Consider the following 19315-nt stretch of genomic DNA (forward strand, 5'->3'; position numbering starts at 1 on the left):
GACACTAATGCACGCTTATCCGATTCTCAGTATCGCGATCTGGCTGCCGATCCTGTTCGGCCTCCTGGTCCTTGCCATCGGTTCCGACAGGAACCCCGGCCCGGCGCGCTGGATTGCGCTGGTCGGCTCGGTACTCAGCTTTATCGTCACGATTCCGCTCATCACCAGCTTCGATTCGAGCACCGCTGAATTGCAGTTCGTCGAAAAGGCGAACTGGATCGAACGCTTCAACATCACCTATCACCTGGGCGTCGACGGCATCTCGATGTGGTTCGTCGTGCTGACCGCATTGATCACGGTGATCGTCGTGATTGCCGGGTGGGAAGTGATCACGAAGAACGTGTCGCAGTATCTGGCTTCGTTCCTGATCCTGTCGGGCATCATGGTCGGCGTGTTCAGCGCCGCCGACGGCATGCTGTTCTACGTGTTCTTCGAAGCAACGCTGATCCCGATGTACATCATCATCGGCGTGTGGGGTGGGGCGAACCGCGTGTACGCGGCGTTCAAGTTCTTCCTGTACACGCTGATGGGCTCGCTCCTGATGCTGGTCGCGCTGCTGTACCTGTACACGCAGACGGGCACGTTCGATCTCGCTACGTGGCAGAGCGCGCAGATCGGCATGACGCCGCAGATATTGCTGTTCATCGCGTTCTTCCTTGCGTTTGCCGTGAAGGTGCCGATGTGGCCGGTCCACACGTGGTTGCCCGACGCGCACGTGGAAGCGCCGACGGGCGGCTCGGTCGTGCTGGCCGCGATCATGCTGAAGCTCGGCGCCTATGGCTTCGTGCGTTTCTCCCTGCCGATTGCACCGGACGCAAGCCACTTCCTGGCTCCAGTCGTGATCACGCTGTCGCTGATCGCGGTGATCTACATCGGTCTCGTCGCGATGGTGCAGACGGACATGAAGAAGCTGGTCGCGTATTCGTCGATTGCGCACATGGGCTTCGTCACGCTCGGCTTCTTCATCTTCAACCAGCTCGGTGTGGAAGGCGCAATCATCCAGATGATCTCGCACGGCTTCGTGTCGGGCGCGATGTTCCTGTGTATCGGCGTGCTGTATGACCGTATGCACTCGCGCCAGATTGCCGATTACGGCGGCGTCGTGAACACGATGCCGAAGTTCGCGGCGCTCGTGATGCTGTTCTCGATGGCCAACTGCGGCCTGCCGGGCACCTCCGGTTTCGTCGGCGAATTCATGGTGATTCTGGCCGCCGTCCAGTACAACTTCTGGATCGCGGGCGGTGCGGCGTTCACGCTGATTCTCGGCGCGGCCTACACGTTGTGGATGTACAAGCGCGTGTACTTCGGCGCCGTCGCGAACGATCACGTGAAGAACCTGCTCGACGTCAACCGTCGCGAATTCTTCATGCTGGCTGTGCTGGCGGGCCTGACGCTGTTGATGGGCCTGTATCCGAAGCCTTTCACCGACGTGATGCAAGTATCCGTGGAAAACCTCCTCTCCCACGTCGCGCAGTCCAAGCTGCCGTTGTCACAGTAATACAGAGCGGAGGAATCTAAAGATCATGCAAAACGCCCCTATCAATGCTCTGTTGCCTGACGCGCTGCTGATGTTCGCAGTGGTCGTCGCGTGGCTCAACGACACGTTCTTCGGCGAGACCAGTCGCCGTACGACGTATTACATCGCCATCCTGTCGTCGGTGGTAGCCGGCGTGTGGTTTGCGATCAACGCATTCGACCCGACGCCGCATTACTTCTTCTCGCGCATGTACGTGGTGGATCCGTTCGCCAGCGCGATGAAGGCGGTGGTGTCGCTGGGTTACGCGGTGTCGATCATCTATTCGCGCAAGTACCTCGAAGATCGCGACCTGTTCCGCGGCGACTTCTTCCTGCTCGGCATGTTCTCGCTGCTCGGCCAGCTCGTGATGATCTCGGGCAACAACTTCCTGACGCTGTACCTTGGTCTGGAACTGATGTCGCTGTCGCTGTATGCCGTGATCGCGCTGCGTCGTGATGCGGCGCAGTCGAACGAAGCGGCGATGAAGTACTACGTGCTGGGCGCGCTCGCATCGGGCTTCCTGCTGTACGGTATCTCGATGCTGTACGGCGCGACCGGTTCGCTCGAACTCGGCGAAGTGCTGAAGGCCGTGGCTTCGGGTCATATCAACGATGTCGTGCTGCTGTTCGGCGTGATCTTCATCGTGGCGGGCGTGGCGTTCAAGATGGGCGCAGTGCCGTTCCATATGTGGGTGCCGGACGTCTATCAAGGCGCACCGACTGCAATGACGCTGCTCACCGGCGGTGGCCCGAAGGTCGCGGCATTCGCGTGGGGCCTGCGCTTCCTGGTGATGGGTCTGCTGCCGCTCGCCGTCGACTGGCAGGAAATGCTGGTGATTCTCGCGGCGCTGTCGATGATCGTCGGCAACATCACGGGTATCGTCCAGCGCAACATCAAGCGGATGCTGGCTTACTCGGCGATCTCGAACATGGGCTTCGTGCTGCTCGGTCTGCTGTCGGGTGTGGTCGACGGCAAGGCGGGTGGGGCGGCTGACGCTTACGGTTCGGCGATGTTCTACAGCATCGTCTATCTCGTGACGACGCTCGGCACGTTCGGCATCGTGATGCTGCTCGCACGCCGCGATTTCGAAGCCGAAACGCTCGACGACTTCAAGGGTCTCAACCAGCGCAGCCCGATCTTCGCCTTCGTGATGATGGTGATGATGTTCTCGCTCGCTGGCATTCCGCCGACGGTCGGGTTCTACGCGAAGCTCGCCGTGCTCGAAGCGACGGTGAACGCAGGTCTGACGTGGCTCGCTGTGCTGGCCGTGGTGACGTCGCTGTTCGGCGCGTTCTACTACCTGCGTATCGTCAAGCTGATGTACTTCGACGCGCCGCAGGATACGTCGCCGATCGTCGGCGACGCCGGCAAGCGCGCGCTGCTCGCGCTGAACGGTGTCGCGGTACTGGTGCTCGGCATCGTGCCGGGTCCGCTGATGACGGTCTGCCTGCAGGCTATCCAGCACACACTGCCGCTGTAATGTCGGCAGCAGGCTGGTTTATCGTGTTGTTGGCGCTCGTGGGCGCCAACCTGCCGTTCCTGAACCAGCGGCTCTTCGCCGTCGTCCCGATGAAGTTGAAGGCGGCGAAGAAGAGCGCCTGGTTGCGAATAGCCGAAATGATCGTGCTGTATTTCGTGATCGGCGCGCTCGGCTTCATGCTCGAAGCGCGCGCCGGCAACCGCTTCGACCAGGGCTGGCAGTTCTATGCGGTCACGTTCAGTCTCTTCGTCGTGTTCGCTTTCCCTGGCTTCACCTGGCAGTATCTTCTCAAACGACGCTGACGGCGCCAGCCGTCGCGCTCCCGGCTTTTTCTGAGGTCCGCACATGGCTGAACTCCCGAACCACGACGCAAAGCTCACCGAAAAGTGCCTGGAGAGCAGGACGCTGCATGAGGGTCCGTTCCTGACGCTCAAGTGCGATACCGTCGAGTTGCCCGATGGCAAGCACGCCACGCGCGAATACGTGCAGCATCCGGGCGCCGTGATGGTGATCCCGCTCTTTGACGACGGCCGCGTGCTGATGGAAAGCCAGTTTCGCTATCCGATCGGCAAGGTGATGTACGAGTATCCGGCCGGCAAGCTGGATCCGGATGAGGGCGCGCTGGCCTGCGCAAAGCGCGAACTGGCCGAGGAAACGGGTTATACGGCGCGCGAATACGTGTACATCACACGCATCCACCCGATCATTTCGTATTCGACGGAGTTCATCGACATCTACCTCGCGCGTGGGCTGACCGCTGGCGAGCGCAAGCTGGACGATGGCGAATTCCTCGAACTCTTCACGGCGACCGTGCCGCAAGTGTCGGAGTGGGTGCGCACCGGCAAGATCACCGACGTCAAAACGATCATCGGGACGTTCTGGCTGGAGAAGGTTTTGTCGGGCGTATGGCCGACCGCCGCGCCTGAAGCGGACTGAACCGGCGGCGTACGCACACGAACATCGCATCAAACACATAACGGCGGTCCGCGAGGCCGCCGTTATCGTTTCAGCGATAGCTCCCGGCGTTTCAATCGACTCCGGCGGGGTTCGCCGCAAAGCGCTAGAATCGGCCCACGCTATCGATTGAAAGCGCGCATCGCGCCCTTAGATGAAAAGCTAAATTTTTTGCGAACGATCGTTCACAAATTTCCATTTTGCGATAAACTGGTTGCAAGCCCTGATTCCACATGAAGGTCCTCGATTTAACGTGTCCGCATGGCCATCGGTTCGAAGGCTGGTTCGCTTCCGCCGATGATTTCGAGTCGCAGTTGTCCCGCAAGCTGGTCGAATGTCCGATCTGCGGAGTGACCGAAGTGAGCCGTGTGCCGTCTGCGCCCAGGCTGAACCTGTCCGGCGCTACGGCGGCTTCCGCGCCTGCGAACGCGGTTGAATTGCAGGCGTACGCGATGCGTGCACTGCGCGAGGTACTGGAAAAGACCGAGAACGTGGGCGACCGCTTCGCCGAGGAGGCACGGCGCATTCACTACAACGAAGCGCCTGCACGCAGTATTCGTGGTGTCACGACACCCGAAGACGCGAGAGCCTTGGTCGAAGAAGGCATCGAAGTGATGTCGCTGCCGGTCCCGGCCGCCCTGAAAGAACCGCTGCAGTAACGGCGCGGTGCCTTCCTGGCGGCGGCGGTCCAGCCGCGGCCAGGAGACTTAGCGCATGAATCTGGATTATTCCCAAGCTGACGACGCATTCCGCGCCGACATCCGTTCGTGGCTCGAGGCTAACCTGCCTCACGCGCTGCGCGACAAGGTACTCAACCACAAACGTCTGAACCGCGAAGACTTCGCGAGCTGGCACAAGCTGCTCGGCACGCGCGGCTGGTCGGTGTCCGCGTGGCCGAAAGAATTCGGCGGCCCGGGCTGGGACCCGACGCAACGCCACATCTGGGACGAAGAATGTGCCCGCATCGGCGCGCCGTCGGTGCTGCCGTTCGGCGTATCGATGGTGGCGCCCGTGCTGATGAAATACGGCAGCGAGGCGCAAAAGCGCCACTACCTGCCGCGCATTCTCGACGGCACCGACTGGTGGTGTCAGGGTTACTCCGAGCCGGGCTCGGGCTCGGACCTCGCGTCGCTGCGTACACGCGCGGAGCGCGTTGGCGATCACTACGTCGTGAACGGCCAGAAAACGTGGACGACGCTCGGCCAGCACGCCGACATGATGTTCTGCCTCGTGCGCACCGATAGCGGCGCGAAGAAGCAGGAGGGCATTTCGTTCATCCTGATCGACATGAAGACGCCCGGCATTACCGTGCGTCCGATCATCACACTCGACGAAGATCACGAGGTAAACGAAGTCTTCTTCGAAGACGTGAAAGTGCCGGTCGAAAATCTCGTCGGTGATGAGAATCGCGGCTGGACGTACGCGAAGTATCTGCTTGGCCACGAGCGCACAGGTATCGCGCGTGTCGGTCAGTCGAAGCGCGAACTCGTGTTCCTGAAGCGTCTCGCGCTCAACCAGAAAAAGAACGGCAAGCCGTTGCTCCACGACCCGGTGTTCTCCGCGAAGGTCGCGAATCTGGAAATCGAAATGATGGCGCTCGAAATCACAGTGCAACGTGTCGTGAGCGCCGAGACAGGCGGACGCGGGCCGGGACCGGAAGCGTCGATGCTGAAGATCAAGGGCACCGAAGTGCAACAGGCGTTGACCGAATTGATGTTCGAAGCGGTCGGTCCGATGGCCGCGCCGTTCGATGTGCCGTTCCTCGAGGGTGAGCGCGAGCACAGCATCGCGGGCGACGACGATGCAGCGCCGCTGGCGGCGTATTACTTCAATTTCCGTAAGACGTCGATCTACGGCGGTTCGAACGAGATTCAAAAGAACATCATCGCGCAGATGATTCTGGGCCTTTGAGGAGCGGCGCATGGACTTCACTTTCAACGACGAACAACAGCAATTCGCCGACGCACTGCGCCGCTATCTGGACAAGAACTACGGCTTCGAGGCACGCCAGTCGATCGTGCATACGGAAGCCGGTGTGTCGGACGCGCACTGGTCCGCTTTCACCGAACTCGGCCTGACGGCGCTGCCGGTGCCGGAAGCGCAGGGCGGCTTCGACGGCGGCACGGTCGACATGCTCGTGGTCATGCAGGAACTGGGTCGGGCGCTGGTCGTCGAGCCGTACTGGGCAACGGCCGTGGGCATCGAGGCAGTGCGCCTCGCAGGCAGCGGGCAAGGCGACGATGCGCAACTGCTCGAACGCGCCGCAGCGGGCGAGATCAAGCTCGCGGTCGCGTTTCATGAGCCGGATGCGCGCTACGACATTTTCGCCGTGAATACGACCGCGACGAAGCAGGGCGACGGCTACACGCTGACGGGTAAAAAATCAGTCGTGCAGCACGGCGCGCAGGCGGATCACTGGATCGTGCCCGCACGACTGGACGGCGAGATCGCGCTGTTTGTGATCGATCGCAATGCACAGAACGTAAAGGTCACCGACTACCGCACGATCGACGGTCAGCGCGCCGCGACGCTGTCGTTCGAAGCGACACCGGCGCGACGTCTGGCCGGCGCGCATGCGGGCGCCGCGACGCTCGAGCGCATCGCCGATTACGGCACCGTGTTGCTCTGCGCGGAAGCCGTTGGTGCGCTCGACGCGCTGAATCACGCCACCGCCGAATACACGAAGCAGCGTCAGCAGTTCGGCGTGCCGATCGCGCGCTTCCAGGCGTTGCAACATCGCATGGTCGAGATGCTGATCCACGCAGAACAGGCGCGCTCGGTCGCGTATCTCGCCGCAGTCCGCTACGCGAGCGAAGATGCCGACGAGCGTCGTCGCGCGGTGTCCGCGGCGAAGGTTCGCGTCGGGCAGGCCGCGCGTTTTGTCGGGCAGCAGGCGGTTCAACTGCACGGCGGCATGGGCGTGACCAACGAAGTCGCGGCGGCGCATCTGTTCAAGCGTCTCGCGATCATCGAAACCACGCTCGGCGACGTCGATCATCATCTCGAACGCTTCGCCGCGCTGCCCGGTTTTGCCGTTGCCGAAGTATGATCGAACGCTGATCTAACCGAACGGAGTGCCAGCATGGGTTTGAGTTTCGAAGACATGGAGGTGGGCAAGACCTTCGAAATCGGTGAACACACGTTCACGCGTGACGAGATCGTCAGGTTCGCCGAGCAGTTCGATCCGCAACCATTTCACGTCAGCGACGAAGGCGCGGCTGCTTCGCCGTACGGCAGGTTGATTGCAAGCGGCTGGCACACCTGTTCGGTGATGATGGGTCTACTCGTGCGTAACGCATTTGCGGGTTCGACATCGATGGGTTCGCCCGGAATCGACGACATTCGCTGGATCAGGCCGGTGTATGTCGGCGATACGATCCGCATGACGAACACCATCCTCGACCGGCGCGTGTCGGCGAGCAAGCCGGATCGTGGGATCGTTTCGACGCAATGGGAAGGCATCAACCAGCACGGCGAGACAGTCATCACGGTGCGCTCGAAAGGGCTCTTCGGTCTGCGGAATCCGGGCAGCGCGTCATGACGCCCGATGACGTCACAGCCGCGGATGCCGATGCGCTGCGTTCGCTTGCCGGCGGCGACGCGCTGGTCAGCGACTGGGTCGAAATCGATCAGGCGAGCGTGGACCGTTTTGCGGCTGCGACCGGCGATCATCAGTGGATTCACGTCGATCCCGAGCGGGCGAAGCGTGAGTCGCCGTTTGGCGGACCGATCGCACACGGGTTTATGACGCTGTCGCTGATTCCCGCGCTGCTTGAAAAGACCGTTTCGTTGAAGCAGCGCATGGGCGTCAACTATGGGCTCAATCGCGTGCGCTTTACGTCACCGGTGCTGGTTGGCTCGAGAGTGCGCGCGAACTTCCTGGTGGCCAGCGTGACGGATGTCGATGACAACGGCGTTCAGGTCATCTGGAATGTGACGCTTGAAAAGCAGGGCAGCGAACGGCCCGTTTGTATCGCCGAGTTCATCACGCGGCATTATTTCTAGCTTCAGCGCCTTAAAGCTACCGAAAGCAAAACGCGGTTGCCCCACACAGGCAACCGCGTTTTTCATTGCCGGCACTCAATGCTTCGCGTATTGCGTCGCGCCGAACAGTATCTCGCGCGCCTTGTCGTCGGTCAGTTCCTTTCGCGCCGACGCCAGCACTTCCACGCCACGCATCACCGCCGGACGTGCGGCGATCTCTTCGTGCCAGCGTTTCACATTCGGGAAGTCGTCGAGTTCGACGCCCTGGTTTTTCCATGAGCGCGTCCACGGGAACGATGCGATGTCCGCGATCGTATAGTCGTTGCCCGCCAGATAAGCCGTCTTGCCGAGCTGTGTATCCATCACGCCGTACAGACGCCGCGTCTCATTCGTATAGCGGTTGATCGCGTATTCGATCGTCTCCGGCGCGTAGAGGCGAAAGTGGTGCGCCTGGCCGAGCATCGGGCCAATGCCGCCCATCTGGAACATCAGCCATTGCAGCGTCGTGTAGCGGGTGGCCGGGTCCGTCGGCAGGAACTTGCCGGTCTTCTCGGCCAGATAAATCAGGATCGCGCCGGATTCGAATAGCGAAAACGGCTTGCCGTCAGCGGACTTTGGACCGTCGGGATCCACCATCGCGGGAATCTTGTTGTTCGGACTGATCGCGAGGAATTCGGGCGTGAACTGGTCGCCGGCGCCGATGTTGATCGGGTGCACCGTGTACGGGAGGCCGGTTTCCTCCAGCATGATGTGGATCTTGTGGCCGTTCGGGGTCGCCCAGCTGTAGACATCGATCATCGTGACTCCTGGTTTTCATGAGCGCAGCGCCGCGCGATGCAACTTGCGACGCCGCAACATTGAGGCAGGCGAAAATTAGAGCACAGATCGAATGTTGATGCAGGGCGTGGCTCAGGCCGGCCACGCCGCTGCATCGCGTGAATCACACTGTAGTCACGAATGTTTCGTTGCAGCCACATCGCTCGATGTTTCCGCATGGCGCGACAGTTCGAGTTTCGCGATCGCGTTGCGATGCACTTCATCGGGACCGTCAGCGAAACGTAGCGTGCGCGCCGACGTGTACGCATAGGCGAGCGGGAAATCGTCACTCATGCCGGCCGCGCCGTGCGCCTGCATGGCCCAGTCGATCACCTGACACGCCATGTTCGGCGCGACGACCTTGATCATCGCGATCTCGCCGCGTGCGCCCTTGTTGCCGACGGTGTCCATCATGTATGCCGTCTTCAGCGTGAGGAGACGCGCCTGTTCGATCATGCAACGTGCTTCGGCGATACGCTCCAGCGTCACGCCTTGCGCCGCGACAGGTTTGCCGAACGCAACGCGTTGCAGCGACCGCTTCGACATCAGCTCGAGCGCACGTTCCGCAAGGCCGATCAGCCGCATGCAGTGATGAATGCGGCCCGGCCCAAGCCGGCCTTGAGCGATCTCGAAGCCGCGACCTTCGCCCAGCAGCAGGTTCGACGCCGGCACGCGCACGTTTTCCAGCGTGATTTCCATGTGACCGTGCGGCGCGTCGTCATAGCCGAATACCGTCAGCGGACGATGCACGGTAATGCCGCTCGCGTCGGAGGGAACCAGGATCATCGACTGCTGCTGATGACGCGGCGCTTCGGGATCGGTCTTGCCCATCACGATATAAACCTTGCAGCGCGGATCGCCCGCACCCGACGACCACCACTTGCGCCCATTGATAATGTAGTCGTCGCCATCACGCACGATGCTGGTCTGGATGTTCGTCGCATCCGACGATGCTACCGCCGGCTCCGTCATCAGGAACGCTGAACGGATATGGCCCTGCAGCAGCGGCTCAAGCCATTCGCGTTTGTTTTCCTCGCTGCCGTAGCGCTCGATGGTTTCCATGTTGCCGGTATCGGGCGCGTTGCAGTTGAACACTTCCGGCGCCCAGGGCACGCGTCCCATGATCTCGCAGAGCGGCGCGTATTCCAGATTCGTCAGACCCGCTCCGCGCGCCGAGTCCGGCAGGAACAGATTCCACAGGCCCGCATCGCGCGCTTTCTGCTTGAGACTTTCGATCAGCTCAGTCGGAATCCAGGCATTGCCGTTCTGGCGGTTCTGCGCAATCTCTTCGGCAAACGCGCGCTCATTCGGATAGATGTGTTCGTCGAAGAAGGCGAGCAACTTCTCGCGCAGCGCCTGAACCTTCGGGGTGTAATCGAAATTCATGTATGACCTCGCGGGTAGATAAGCAATTGTTCGGGGCTGCAGCGGCTTAGCGTACCTTCTGCGCGTAGTGCCACGCGAGTTCCGCCATCGGCTTCGCACGACGACCGGCATCAATTGCCTGCGCGCTCGCGGCCGTGCCATCGACGACGCGTTTCATGATCCCCTGCAGGATCGCCGCGATGCGGAACATGTTGTACGCCAGATAGAAGTTCCAGTCGCCCTGGATTTCGAAGCCGGTGCGCGCGCAATATCGCGCGACGTAGTGCGCTTCGTCCGGAATGCCGAGCGCGGCCCAGTCGAGGCCCGCGATACCGCGAAACTGTGTGGGATCGACGTGCCACGCCATGCAGTGATACGCGAAATCGGCGAGCGGATCGCCGAGCGTCGACAGTTCCCAGTCGAGCACAGCAAGCACTCGCGGCTCGTGCGGATGAAAGATGAGGTTGTCGAGCCGGTAATCGCCATGCACGACCGACGCACGCTCACCCGTTTCAGCGGGCATATGCAGCGGCAGCCATTCGATGAGGCGATTCATCGCGTCGATCAGTTCGGTTTCGGACGCGACGTACTGCTTGCTCCAGCGGCCGATCTGTCGCGCGAAGTAATTGCCCGGCTTGCCGTAACCGGCGAGTCCAACCGCTTCGGGATCGACACGATGCAAAGCGGCGATCACGCGATTCATTTCGTCGTAGATCGCCCGGCGCTCATCGGGCGTCATGCCGGGCAGCGACGGGTCCCACAGCACGCGTCCCTGGACGAATTCCATCACGTAGAACGCGCGTCCCGTCACGCTTTCGTCTTCGCAGAGCGCGAGCATTTTCGCGACTGGCACGTCGGTGTCGGCGAGCGCGTGCATCACGCGATATTCGCGTTCCACCGCATGCGCCGACGGCAACAGTTTTGCCGCGGGCGCAGGCTTCGCGCGCATCACATATGAGCGGGAGGGCGTGACGAGTTTGAAGGTGGGATTGGACTGGCCGCCGGCAAACTGCTCGACGGTGAGCGGTCCGGCGAAGCCTTCGACATGTTGCGCAAGCCACGCGCCAAGTACCCCGGCGTCGAAGCGCTGTTTGTCAGCGACGGGCCGTGTGCCTTCGAATGCCGAGTAGTCCGGCGTGTGTTCCGATTCTCCTGCGGGGCCGGCTTGCACCATTGTCTCCTCCAGATCGGGTTCAGCTACGCTTGTATTGAATGAATTGTGCGTAGAGCAGTTCCATCGTCGTGTTCCGCACGTCGCGATGGAGCGGCGAGGGCGGCGAATAGTTGATCGCGCGCAGCACCCAGTCGCGCGGCGCGGCGCCGACGTCGAGCGCATTGATGCAGCCGGTCGCCTGCGCCAGATGGCCGAAGAACGTGCGGCCGCCCGCCGTGATCGCGTGCGAGAGAATGGCGCGGTTCACGCCGCCATGCAGCACGAGGAGGATGGTGTCCCACGACGTGTCGTCGCGCAACGCCGCGAGCGCCGGCAGCACGCGGTCGAACAGTTCGCCGATCGTTTCGCCGCCAAGAAAATGCGTGTCTTCGGAGACGATGCCATCGAACGCGTTCAGAAACGCTGCTTCGAGATCTTCAGCGGGGATACTGCCGAGCCGCCCGCCGCGAATTTCCTGCAACGCAGGCTCGATTTCGAGCTCGATCTGCTGACCGGTTTCGGTGAGCACGCGCTGCGCGGTTTCGACTGTGCGCGGCAGGTCGCTTACGATCACGCGATCGAAGCGAACCTGCTCCTGCGCGAACACGCGGCCCGCAGCGCTCGCCTGTTCGCGACCATTCTCGTTGAGCGGCACGGTTTCCGGATCGATCGCGCGACCGGAGGCATCGAAGTATGTGACATCGCCATGTCGCATCAGATAGATTCGGCGACGCTTCGGCAACTCAAAGGTGACGTTGTGCGGTTCGCTCATTTGTAGACTGGTGTGCGTTTTTCGAGGAACGCGGTGATGCCTTCGAGTGCGTCGCCCTGATGCAGCGCGGAGACGAAGCTGTCGCGTTCGGCGGCGAGATGATCGGAGAGCGGTTGCGTGCCCGCTGCACCGATCAGCGATTTGATGCGTGTAATCGAATAGGGAGAAATCTTGCCGAGATCGTCGGCCCACGCGAGCGCTGCATCGCGGACGGCGCCTGCTTTTGCCAGCTTGTTCACCACACCCAGTTCGTGCAGACGCGTCGCGACGACCGGCTTGCCTTCGAACAGCACTTCGGCCGCGAGCTGGCGCGGCAACGCCTGCGCGAGGAACCACGAGCCGCCGCCGTCCGGCGTCAGGCCAACGCGCGCGTATGACATCACGAACTTCGCGTCATCGGCGGCGACGATCAGGTCACAGGCGAGCGCGAGCGAAAACCCCGCGCCGGCCGCCGCGCCTTCGACGGCTGCGATCACCGGTTTCGTCGATGAACGCAATGCGGCGATCCATTCGCCAAGCAAATCGATGTTTTGCGCCTGCACCGAAGGGTCTTTCGCGCGATTTTCGAGCAGCCGGTTCAGGTTGCCGCCCGCGCAGAAGAACTGGTCCGCGCCGGTCAGCACGATTGCGCGGATCGACGGATCGCGCTCGGCCGTGTCGATCGCTTCGATGCCGGCCGCGTACATGTCCGGATGCAGCGCGTTGCGTGCGCCTGGATTCGACAGCGTGAGGACAAGCGTCGATTCGCTTTCGGCCGGGCGAGAGGTGAGAAGTTCGGCGCTCATCGCGGGTCCTTTGCATGGGTGTCGGCATTGGCGTTTGCATCGGCCACGTCGGTTTGCGTCAGCGAAAGGCCGAGTTGTGCGCGTCGCGCGAGCCACGGCGACGGACGGTAACGCGGATCTTCCAGCACGCTGAAGATATTGCGCAGGATCGTGAGAATCGTCTTCGCGCCGAGCGCGTCGCCGAGTGCGAGCGGTCCACGCGGATAACCGAGGCCGAGCGTGACGGCAAGGTCGATATCGAGCGGCGACGCGATCTGTTTCTGCGCGATATCGCAACCGATGTTGACGATGGTCGCGACCACGCGTTGCGCGACGAAGCCGGTCGAATCGCGGATCACGGTGACGGGTACGTTGCCGGATGCGAAGAGCGCGTGACCGGCGTCGCGCGAGGCGCGCGTGGTCGCGGGCGTTGTCATCAGCGTGCGGCGTTGTGCGCCGGCCAGCGGGAACAGCGCATCGATAGCGACGACGCGGCTTGCATCGAGATTCTCGTCGACGGCGGCCGTGGTCGCGTCGTGGCCAAAAGGCGTGACGACGATCAGCGAATCCGCTGCGGGCGTTGCGCCTTCGTCGAGCGCGACGCCGCTTTCAGCGAAGATCCGCAGCACGGCTTCGCGCGCTTCCGGATAGCGTCGGCTGACCCACACGCGTTTCGGCAATTCCGTCGGCGCCGCAGCTTCGGCTTCGACCTGCTGCTTGCCGTCTACATATTGATAAAACCCTTCGCCGGTCTTGCGTCCGATCAATCCGCCCGCGAGCCGCGTGCCGGTAATCGGTGACGGCGTGAAGCGCGGTTCTTCATAGAACTGGTGATAGATCGACTCCATCACCGGATGCGACACGTCGAGCGCCGTCAGGTCGAGCAGCTCGAAGGGTCCGAGGCGGAAGCCCGCCTGCTCGCGCATGATCCGGTCGATATCGACAAAACTCGCGACGCCTTCACCCGCCACGCGCAGGCCTTCGGTATTCATCCCGCGGCCGGCGTGATTGACAATGAAGCCCGGCATGTCCTTCGCGCGCACCGGCGTGTGGCCCATGCGGCGCGCCAGATCCATCAGCGCATCGCCGGCGGCCGGATCGCTGCGCAGGCCATCGATCACTTCGACGACCTTCATCAGCGGCACCGGATTGAAGAAGTGATAGCCGACAACACGCGACGGATCCTGGCAGCCTGCCGCAATCGACGTGATCGACAGTGACGACGTGTTCGACGCCAGCACGCAGTTCCCGCCGACGACGGTTTCGAGTTCACGAAAGAGGGTGCGTTTGACGTCGAGCTTTTCGACGATCGCCTCGACGACGAGGTCGCAACCCGCAAGGTCTGCGATCGCCGCCGCGCCGGTCACGCATGCGAGCGCCGCGTGAGCTCGGGCCGGTTCAAGCTTGCCTTTAGCGGTGAGTTTTGCGAACGTGTCGGCAAGGTAGTCGCGCGCCGCGCCGACGGCTTCCGGATTCGTGTCGAAGAGACGCACGTTGATGCCCGAGAGCGCCGCGATCTGCGCGATGCCGCGACCCATTGCGCCTGTGCCGACGACGCCGATCGTTTCGATGCTGAACTGACGAAAGGTCATGGTAAGGCTCGACTCCATGGTAGTTTTTAGAATAGCACGATCGTGCAAATTTTGAGATGATGGGTTAACACGGACAGCGCGATCTTCGGCCACACGCGAAGCGTTGTCCCATCACCAGACAGAACAGGCCGGAAGGAGACACCTGATGATCAAGCTGTGCGGCTTCGCGTTGTCCAACTACTACAATAAGGTGAAATTCGTTCTGCTCGAACACAACATCCCTTTTGAGGAGGTGCTGGTGGTGCCGAGCCAGGACGAAGCGCTGCTCGTGCATTCGCCGCTCGGCAAGGTGCCGTTTATCCAGACCGAGTACGGCGATCTGTGCGAGTCGCAGGCGATCGTCGAATATCTGGCCGCGCGCTATCCGGAGAAGGCAATTTTCTCCGCTGATCCGTGGATTGCCGCAAAAGAGCGCGAGATGATCTTCTTCGTCGACGTGCATCTCGAACTGACTGCGCGCAATCTGTACAAGCAGGCGTTCTTCGGCGGCACGATCACCGACGCGACCAGGGGGCGCGTCGAAAAACTGCTGAACCATCATATCAGCGGTTTCAAACGGCTCGCGAAGTTCACGCCGTATCTGCACGGCGAGCGATTCAGCGTCGCCGACGCGGCGGGTTTCGTCAATCTGCCGCTCGTGGGCATGGCCACGCAGGCGATCTACGGCCGCGACTTTCTGCTCGACGCCGGTATCGACTGGAAAGCGTATGTGAAGGCGATCAACGAACGGCCGGCCGCGCAACGCGTGACGGCTGACCGCAAGGCCCACGTCGAGGCGCAGCGCAAAAAGGCGTGATCTGTGTGGACGTGAACGCGAAGTCGCTCGCGAGGCGCGATGCGTCGGTGTAAAACACGCGCGTGACGATGAGGAGCACATTTCCGTTCGCATCGTCGCGCGCGCCGGATCAGAGACGCGCCAGCCGTTCGAGGGCTGTCGCGAGCGTGCTTTCCTGCTTCGCGAAGCAGAAGCGCACGACGCCCGATTCGTGCGACTCGTGATAGAACGCCGACACGGGAATCGCCGCCACGCCGATTTCGCCGGTCAGCCACTGCGCGAAATCGGCTTCGGGCAGATCGCTGATCGCCGAGTAGTCGACGCACTGGAAATAGGTGCCTTCGCAGGGCAATAACTTGAAGCGTGAATTCGCGAGGCCCGCGCGGAAGAAGTCGCGCTTCTTCTGATAGAACGCGGGCAGTTCGAGATACGGCGTCGGGTCCTGCATGTAGTGCGCGAGGCCGAGCTGCATCGGCGTGTTCACCGTGAACACGTTGAACTGATGCACCTTGCGGAATTCCGCCGTCAACGCGGCGGGCGCGGCGACATAGCCGACCTTCCAGCCCGTCACGTGATACGTCTTGCCAAAGCTCGACACGACGAAGCTGCGCTGTGCCAGCTCCGGATAACGCGCCACGCTTTCGTGCGGGGCGCCGTCATAGACCATGTGCTCATAGACCTCGTCCGACAGGATCAGCACGTTGGTGCCGCGCACGATCTCTTGGAGCTTCTTCATGTCCTCGGCGCGCCACACGGTGCCCGTCGGATTGTGCGGCGTGTTGATCAGCAGCAGCCGGGTTTTCGGCGTGATCGCGGCGGCGAGTTTATCGAACGGAATCGCGTAGTCGGGTGCGTCGAGCGTGACGAACACCGGCTTGCCGCCCGCCAGTTCGATCGACGGCAGATAGCTGTCGTACGTCGGTTCGACGACGATCACTTCGTCGCCTGGGTGGACCGTGCACAGGATCGCGGTCAAGAGTGCCTGTGTCGCGCCGGCAGTTACCGTGATTTCGCTGTCGGCGTCGTAGCGGCGGCCGTACAGATTCGCGATCTTGTCCGAGATCGCCTGACGCAACGGCGCGAGGCCGGCCATCGGCGGATACTGGTTGTGACCGTCGCGCATCGCGTCGGCCACCGCATCCACTATGCGCGGATCGCAACTGAAATCCGGAAAGCCCTGGCCGAGGTTCACCGCGCCTTTCTGCGCGGCAAGCGCGCTCATCACGGTGAAGATCGTCGTGCCGACGTTCGGCAGACGGGACGGGAAGGTCGGAGTCGTGGGCATGTCGTGCGGTGAATTCATGGCGCTGTCCGGAGCGTGAGCGAGGGTCTCGGTTTGATTGCAGGGAATAGGAGGCGTTGCGTTGATCAGGCGGCCGAAGCCGCTTCGGTGGATGTCTCAGCCGATGTCGCGAGACATGCGGCGACGAACGGCGCGGGTTGCGCGATCTGGAAACCGAAATCGCGCGCGATGCGTTTCGCCATCTTGAGCAGCGCGCGATCCTTCGACACCAGCCAGTCGGCCTGTGCGGCGTGCGCGAGTTCGAGAAACTTCTGGTCGTCGCGATCCTTGCATTTCGGCAGCGGCCGCGCGTCTTCGGCGGGCGCGGGCGGCGTGACAGTCTGCGACAGACGCGCGACCGTTTCGAGCGCCGCGGCCTTGTCGATCTCGCGCCGGGCGAACTGCGGATAATCGAGCACGTACGTCAATTCAGCGAGGCAGCGAGCGTCGATCAGCGCCGTCAACGCGCCACGTTCAAGCGCCGCGCGGATCGGGCGGGTATGGGGGTCGTCGAACACGAGGATATCGATCCATACGTTCGAATCGAGCACCACCTGGAGGACATCGCGGCGCGCGCCGCGCGAGGCATCGGAACCGTGCATTCGTTACAATCGTGCTTTCGTCTTTGACCGTCAGGCACGGCGTGCCTGTAAGCCTCTATGATAATCGTTCTGTCGCCGGCCAAATCGCTCGACTACGAAACACCCCCGCACGTCAAGAAACACACGATTCCCGATTTTGTCGATGACGCCGCCGAACTGATCGGCGGATTGCGGCGTCTGTCGCCGCAGCAGATCGCCACCTTGATGGACATCTCCGATCCGCTCGCACATCTGAACTTCCAGCGTTACGCCGACTGGTCCGCGAAATTCGACACGCGTAATGCGAAGCAGGCCGTGCTCGCGTTCAACGGCGACGTATATGAAGGTTTCGACGCGAAATCGCTGTCCGCCGCTGATCTCGACCATGCGCAGAAACATGTGCGTGTGCTGTCGGGGCTGTATGGGCTGCTGCGTCCGCTGGATCTTTTGCAGCCGTATCGTCTGGAGATGGGCACGCGCTTCGAGAACGCGCGTGGCAAGGATCTGTACGCATTCTGGGGCGAGCGCATCACGCAGGCCCTGAACGCCCAGTTGAAGAAGAACGCGGACGCGGCGCGGATCCTGGTGAATTGCGCGTCGAACGAGTACTTCAGGTCGGTGAAGCCGAAGCTGCTCGACGCGCCCGTGATCACCCCCGTGTTCGAGGACTGGAAGGGCGGCCGCTACAAGATCATCAGCTTTCACGCGAAACGCGCGCGCGGCCTGATGGCGCGTTACGCGGTGGAGAATCGCCTCGACGCGCCCGAAGCGTTGAAGGGCTTCGACGCGGAAGGCTACGCGTTCGATCCCGATGCTTCGAATGATTCCACTTACGTATTTCGCCGGCGCATCGCCGGGTAAGTCGCGACCCCGCACACACCACATACACCAGGTACCTCACGTACCACAGGCAGGCCAACACTATGACGATTTCGATCACAAGCAACTTCGACGCAGGCGCAATCGAAGTCGTGTCCTGCGAACAGGCTGACAACATCCGCCTGCGCGTGCGACGCGACAGTCACGCTGAGTTCGCGCAATGGTTCTACTTCCGGTTATCGGGTGCCGCGGGCGAGCGCTGCGTGATGACCTTCGAGAACGCGCACGAATGCGCATTCGCCGAAGGCTGGCGCGGCTATAACGCGATGGCGAGCTACGACCGTGTGAACTGGTTTCGGGTGCCGGCTTCGTACGACGGCCGCGTGCTGACCATCGACCACACGCCCGACTTCGACAGCATTCACTACGCGTATTTCGAGCCGTACGGCGAAGAGCGCCATTCCGAGTTTCTCGGCGCGGTCCAGCAGATGCCGCACGCGACGCTCACGGACCTGGGCAAGACAGTCGAAGGCCGGCCAATGTCGCTGCTCACGCTCGGCACGCCCGATATGGCCGAAGACGGCACGTCGAAGCCGAAGAAGAAAATCTGGATCATCGCGCGCCAGCATCCGGGCGAGACGATGGCGGAGTGGTTCGTCGAAGGCATGGTGAAACGTCTGGCGGGGTGGGGCGACTGGGCAGGCGATCCGGTCGCGCGCAGGCTTTACGATCACGCGGTGTTCCATATCGTGCCGAACATGAATCCGGATGGCAGCGCGCACGGCAATCTGCGCACGAATGCCGCGGGCGCGAACCTGAACCGCGAATGGATGGAGCCGGACGCGGCACGCAGTCCCGAAGTGCTGCTCGTGCGCGATGCGATCCACGCGACCGGCTGCGACCTGTTCTTCGACATCCACGGCGACGAAGCGCTGCCGTACGTGTTTGTCGCGGGCTCGGAGATGCTGCCGGGTTTCACGGAGAAGCAGGGCGAGGAACAGAAGGCCTTTATCGAAGCGTTCAAACAGGCCAGTCCGGATTTCCAGGACAAATACGGCTACGAGTCGAGCAAGTACCGGCAGGACGCGCTGAAGCTCGCGTCGAAGTACATCGGCAATGAATTCGGTTGCCTGTCGCTGACGCTGGAGATGCCGTTCAAGGACAACGCGAACCTGCCCGATGAGCGCGTGGGCTGGAATGGCGAGCGCAGCGCTTCGCTGGGCGCGGCGATGCTCAACGCGATTTTGAGGCACATCGAGACGTTTGCCTGACGACGACGGGAGAGGTGACGTTGTAGTGGGAGAGTAGCGGGGTGAGGCACGGCGGGTCAGGTTGGCCCGGTCGCGCCGGTGGAGGTTGTGCGGGTTGTGCAGGTCGTGCAGGTCGTGCAGGTCGTGCAGGTCGTGCAGGTCGTGCAGGTCGTGCAGGTCGTGCAGGTCGTGCAGGTCGTGCAGGTCGTGCA

Annotated in this window: 20 protein-coding genes; 12 read left to right on the forward strand and 8 right to left on the reverse strand. The window is 62.1% G+C overall.

Going from position 1 to position 19315, the window contains the following annotated elements; genetic code table 11:
• The first annotated feature begins 7 nt into the window (after positions 1-7).
• The 9 genes from P3T21_RS21760 (at position 8) to P3T21_RS21800 (ending at position 7955) form a co-directional block, all read left to right on the forward strand.
• The gene (locus tag P3T21_RS21760) at positions 8-1498 is read left to right on the forward strand and encodes an NADH-quinone oxidoreductase subunit M (RefSeq protein ID WP_429258006.1); all 1491 of its coding nucleotides are present in this window, start codon (positions 8-10) and stop codon (positions 1496-1498) included.
• A 25-nt stretch (positions 1499-1523) separates the two neighbouring features.
• Positions 1524-2996, forward strand: coding sequence for an NADH-quinone oxidoreductase subunit NuoN (gene nuoN / locus P3T21_RS21765; RefSeq protein WP_429258007.1), 1473 nt, complete (start codon positions 1524-1526; stop codon positions 2994-2996).
• Entirely contained in the window at positions 2996-3298 is a 303-nt protein-coding gene (locus tag P3T21_RS21770; protein ID WP_429258008.1) for a DUF2818 family protein, read from the forward strand. Before nuoN ends, P3T21_RS21770 begins: the two co-directional genes overlap by 1 nt.
• A gap of 43 nt (positions 3299-3341) precedes the next feature.
• On the forward strand, positions 3342-3932 hold the full coding sequence (locus tag P3T21_RS21775) for an NUDIX domain-containing protein (protein WP_429258009.1): 591 nt from the start codon (positions 3342-3344) through the stop codon (positions 3930-3932).
• A 251-nt stretch (positions 3933-4183) separates the two neighbouring features.
• Positions 4184-4609, forward strand: coding sequence for a DUF1178 family protein (locus P3T21_RS21780; RefSeq protein WP_429258010.1), 426 nt, complete (start codon positions 4184-4186; stop codon positions 4607-4609).
• A 55-nt stretch (positions 4610-4664) separates the two neighbouring features.
• On the forward strand, positions 4665-5861 hold the full coding sequence (locus tag P3T21_RS21785) for an acyl-CoA dehydrogenase family protein (RefSeq protein ID WP_429258011.1): 1197 nt from the start codon (positions 4665-4667) through the stop codon (positions 5859-5861).
• A gap of 10 nt (positions 5862-5871) precedes the next feature.
• The gene (locus P3T21_RS21790; RefSeq protein WP_429258012.1) at positions 5872-6999 is read left to right on the forward strand and encodes an acyl-CoA dehydrogenase family protein; all 1128 of its coding nucleotides are present in this window, start codon (positions 5872-5874) and stop codon (positions 6997-6999) included.
• Between the two features lie 33 nt (positions 7000-7032).
• Positions 7033-7491, forward strand: coding sequence for a MaoC family dehydratase (locus P3T21_RS21795; protein ID WP_429258013.1), 459 nt, complete (start codon positions 7033-7035; stop codon positions 7489-7491).
• Positions 7488-7955, forward strand: coding sequence for a MaoC family dehydratase (locus tag P3T21_RS21800; protein ID WP_429258014.1), 468 nt, complete (start codon positions 7488-7490; stop codon positions 7953-7955). The genes P3T21_RS21795 and P3T21_RS21800 overlap by 4 nt, the downstream gene beginning before the upstream one ends.
• 75 nt (positions 7956-8030) lie before the next feature.
• Here the strand turns inward: P3T21_RS21800 and P3T21_RS21805 are convergent, their stop codons facing one another.
• From P3T21_RS21805 to P3T21_RS21830, 6 genes are all read right to left on the reverse strand, one after another.
• Positions 8031-8732 (reverse strand): glutathione binding-like protein, encoded by a 702-nt coding sequence (locus P3T21_RS21805; RefSeq protein WP_429258015.1) that lies wholly within the window; start codon positions 8730-8732, stop codon positions 8031-8033.
• A 153-nt stretch (positions 8733-8885) separates the two neighbouring features.
• Complete coding sequence (locus tag P3T21_RS21810; RefSeq protein WP_429258016.1) at positions 8886-10136, reverse strand: acyl-CoA dehydrogenase family protein; 1251 nt, start codon at positions 10134-10136, stop codon at positions 8886-8888.
• Positions 10137-10182: 46 nt separating this feature from the next.
• The gene (locus P3T21_RS21815; RefSeq protein ID WP_429258017.1) at positions 10183-11289 is read right to left on the reverse strand and encodes a phosphotransferase; all 1107 of its coding nucleotides are present in this window, start codon (positions 11287-11289) and stop codon (positions 10183-10185) included.
• A 19-nt stretch (positions 11290-11308) separates the two neighbouring features.
• Positions 11309-12040 carry a histidine phosphatase family protein gene (locus P3T21_RS21820; RefSeq protein ID WP_429258018.1) on the reverse strand — a complete coding sequence of 244 codons (732 nt, stop codon included), beginning with the start codon at positions 12038-12040 and terminating at the stop codon, positions 11309-11311.
• The gene (locus P3T21_RS21825; RefSeq protein ID WP_429258019.1) at positions 12037-12825 is read right to left on the reverse strand and encodes an oxepin-CoA hydrolase, alternative type; all 789 of its coding nucleotides are present in this window, start codon (positions 12823-12825) and stop codon (positions 12037-12039) included. The genes P3T21_RS21820 and P3T21_RS21825 overlap by 4 nt, the downstream gene beginning before the upstream one ends.
• Positions 12822-14396 carry a 3-hydroxyacyl-CoA dehydrogenase gene (locus P3T21_RS21830; protein WP_429258020.1) on the reverse strand — a complete coding sequence of 525 codons (1575 nt, stop codon included), beginning with the start codon at positions 14394-14396 and terminating at the stop codon, positions 12822-12824. The genes P3T21_RS21825 and P3T21_RS21830 overlap by 4 nt, the downstream gene beginning before the upstream one ends.
• Positions 14397-14541: 145 nt before the next feature.
• Here P3T21_RS21830 and P3T21_RS21835 point away from each other — a divergent pair, with 145 nt between their 5' ends.
• The gene (locus tag P3T21_RS21835) at positions 14542-15192 is read left to right on the forward strand and encodes a glutathione S-transferase family protein (protein WP_429258021.1); all 651 of its coding nucleotides are present in this window, start codon (positions 14542-14544) and stop codon (positions 15190-15192) included.
• Between the two features lie 109 nt (positions 15193-15301).
• Here the strand turns inward: P3T21_RS21835 and P3T21_RS21840 are convergent, their stop codons facing one another.
• Positions 15302-16474: a pyridoxal phosphate-dependent aminotransferase gene (locus tag P3T21_RS21840; protein ID WP_429258022.1), complete on the reverse strand. Its 1173-nt coding sequence runs from the start codon at positions 16472-16474 to the stop codon at positions 15302-15304.
• Between the two features lie 65 nt (positions 16475-16539).
• Entirely contained in the window at positions 16540-17055 is a 516-nt protein-coding gene (locus P3T21_RS21845) for a putative toxin-antitoxin system toxin component, PIN family (RefSeq protein WP_429258023.1), read from the reverse strand.
• Between the two features lie 57 nt (positions 17056-17112).
• On the opposite strand from P3T21_RS21845, the gene yaaA reads away from it, so the two are divergent.
• The gene (gene yaaA, locus P3T21_RS21850) at positions 17113-17895 is read left to right on the forward strand and encodes a peroxide stress protein YaaA (protein WP_429258024.1); all 783 of its coding nucleotides are present in this window, start codon (positions 17113-17115) and stop codon (positions 17893-17895) included.
• A 62-nt stretch (positions 17896-17957) separates the two neighbouring features.
• Complete coding sequence (locus P3T21_RS21855) at positions 17958-19124, forward strand: M14 family metallopeptidase (RefSeq protein WP_429258025.1); 1167 nt, start codon at positions 17958-17960, stop codon at positions 19122-19124.
• Positions 19125-19315: the final 191 nt, after the last annotated feature.

The organism is Paraburkholderia sp. GAS334 (assembly GCF_050436625.1).
Classification (GTDB): domain Bacteria; phylum Pseudomonadota; class Gammaproteobacteria; order Burkholderiales; family Burkholderiaceae; genus Paraburkholderia.